This is a genomic window from Ruminococcus sp. J1101004sp1_RTP21198st1_B9_RTP21198_201120, assembly GCF_040924245.1.
In the GTDB taxonomy this organism is placed as follows: Bacteria; Bacillota; Clostridia; order Lachnospirales; family Lachnospiraceae; genus Blautia_A; species Blautia_A faecis.
On sequence record NZ_JBCOMI010000071.1, the window covers coordinates 1 to 2,562 of the forward strand.

At 38.4% G+C, this 2,562-nt stretch carries 3 protein-coding genes; all 3 read right to left on the minus strand.

Going from position 1 to position 2,562, the window contains the following annotated elements:
• Positions 1-276 precede the first annotated feature (276 nt).
• Entirely contained in the window at positions 277-1,458 is a 1,182-nt protein-coding gene (locus tag AB5618_RS21220) for an IS91 family transposase (RefSeq protein WP_148462882.1), read from the minus strand.
• Positions 1,455-2,297, minus strand: coding sequence for a tyrosine-type recombinase/integrase (locus tag AB5618_RS21225; RefSeq protein WP_015514772.1), 843 nt, complete (start codon positions 2,295-2,297; stop codon positions 1,455-1,457). Before AB5618_RS21225 ends, AB5618_RS21220 begins: the two co-directional genes overlap by 4 nt.
• A 61-nt stretch (positions 2,298-2,358) precedes the next feature.
• Positions 2,359-2,562 (minus strand): hypothetical protein (locus tag AB5618_RS21230; protein WP_207664942.1); only part of this gene is annotated, 204 nt, incomplete at its 5' end.

The window sequence follows — 2,562 nt, forward strand, 5'->3', positions numbered from 1 at the left end:
AAACTGTTAAGGAAACAATCGGAGTTGGTGTAAACGAAAAAGCAGCCTTGAGTTCTGATAAAAACTGCCCTTTCGTTTACATCAATTTCGATTTTACCTTGGTGAACAAAGTCGCGTCCCTTTAGCCGATAGCTATGGGGATTCAATCGTTGCTCTTTTCCTTAAGTTTATCATACTGGGTGTTTTGGTAAAAGTTTTTTTATTCAAGAAATCAATTTCAGGCATGACAAACAAACCTCCTATGCGGAAGTCATTTATTCTATGCAATTGTAGATTTTAACATCTCATATGTGCATGAAAAGAAGAACTGTATTTATCTTTGCGGGGTGATACCATATTCCCTCCGCAAGAAGAACATTTGCATACATCAATGTGATACAAAACCTTTATCATTTCTACTGCATTTAGATTTTTTAATGTAGAAATGTATTTCTTGCATCCAAGCAGGTTTCTGCAGAGAGTTATCTTTTTTCTCTTGTTTCTACATGATAGCAGACCATAGTGCCGGATTCTGACAAATCGTTTGGGTGGAACATGCATCATGAATCGACGGATGAATTCTTCTCCTGAAATTGTTTTCTCTTTCCAGTGGCCTTCGTTTTTATAGTCTTTTACTGCATATGTAACTGTCGTATCCGTCATGGATTTGATTCGATGATTACTGATTGCTATCCTGTGGGTATATTTTCCAAGATAATTGATAACCGACTGTGCACCATTGAAAGTTTCTTTACAGTAAGTGACCCAGTTCTTTTCATAACACTTATCAAGAAGTTCTTTAAAACGATAGCTGTTCTGATATTTCTCTGCTGTACCATGAAATTTAAGCTTAGAATCATTCCACAGGCTTTTTAACTCATCCAGATATTTTCCACGGAACACTTTTGAGATGACACCATATGGGAGAAAAAAATTTCCACCTGTGTCTTTCCATTTATTTTCATCATCAAGCCCACCTCCAAGAACAATGGTATGAATATGAGGATGATAATTCATTGCAGAGCCCCAGGTATGAAGAATGCAGATATACCCTATATCAGCTCCCAGATACTTTGCATCTTTTGACAATTCATTCAATGTGGCTGAAGCAACATGATACAGTGCATCATATAACAGCTTCTGGTTGCTGTAAATAATGGAATTCAATTCCTCAGGAACTGTGAATACTACATGATAATAGGGTGCATCCAATACGTTCTCTTTTTGTGCATCAATCCATTTCTCTTTCGGAAACTCCTGGCACATGGGACAGCATCTGCTTCTGCAGGAGTTGTTGTGAACACTGATACATCCGCAGTCCTCACAAACACTGATGTTTACACCAAAAACTCCTGTTTTACAGTTTCTGATGTGATAAGCCGTTTTTCTGTGATGAGCAGGAGGGTTACTCCTCTTTTCATAGGAAGGATAGAACCGTTCAAATACATCCTGTATCGTACATGATTTATCCATAATCATTCACCACCCATCTCATCAAATGGGCTTTTAATACCAAGCAGAGTTTTATTGCTTACATGCAGATAAATCTCTGTTGATTTTGGATCACGATGTCCCAAAAGAGCCTGAATATATTTTATATCGCAGCCTGACTCAAACAGATGACTTGCAAAACTATGACGCAAACAATGTGTGGAGACGTGTTTTTGAATGCCTGCTCTTTCGGCGCTTTCACGAAAAAATTGAATGACACTATCTTTTGTAAGATAATCCCCTGTCCATGAACTTGGGAACAGAATCCCTCTTGGCCTGCCACATTGAAACCAGTATTCTGTCAATATTTCAAGCGTCCGGTCTGCAAGCAAAGTATAACGGTCAGATCGGCTTTTTCCATCGCGGATGTGTATGGTTTTGTTCGTGCGTGAAATATCATCATAATGAAGGTGTGTGACTTCTGAAACACGAAGTCCACCTGAATACATAGTAGCGATCATAGCTTTATGCTTCAGATTTGGTGTAGCATCAAGAATAGCTGATATTTCTGCTTTTGTAAGCACCGCTGGTAACTTTCTGTCCCTTTTCATACGAGGTATGTCATCATCATCCCAATTCATCTTCAATACTTTTTTGTAAAAGAAGCGGATTCCTGAATGGTAGTGATTGTATGTTTCTGGTGAAATCCCGGAAAGTTTCTTTTCAGTTAGGAATGTATCAACATCGTCAGTTGTTAATGCATCTATATCCTTGGCTGTGTGGTTCAAAAAATGAGCAACACTGGTACAGTATGCATGAATTGTGGAATCCTTGAGATTCCGTTTATTCGCAGCAGATCTAATCTGATTAAAAATTTCTTCGTACATAATAAAATCCTCCATGTAAAGTAAATCGTAAATGTATAAACACTGCTTACATGGAGGAGCATTAGCATAATAAAACTGCTTGCCAGAAAGGCAGCTCAATGGTATTCTTATCATAGGCAGTGGGGATGTCGATCCTGTTTGATTGTTGGTTGTGGTGACTTAACAATACTACTTGTAGGACTTGGTTTCCACTGCTTTTTATTAAAGTGTAAAGAAAAACTGCGCCATAGCCTTGGCAGGCCATCGCGCAGCGATTTTGTTCAAC

Excerpts from the sequence above, each read along its gene's own strand:
- AB5618_RS21220 (WP_148462882.1), bottom strand. The coding sequence starts at position 1,458 with ATGATTATGGATAAATCATGTACGATACAGGATGTATTTGAACGGTTC.
- AB5618_RS21225 (WP_015514772.1), bottom strand. The coding sequence starts at position 2,297 with ATGTACGAAGAAATTTTTAATCAGATTAGATCTGCTGCGAATAAACGG.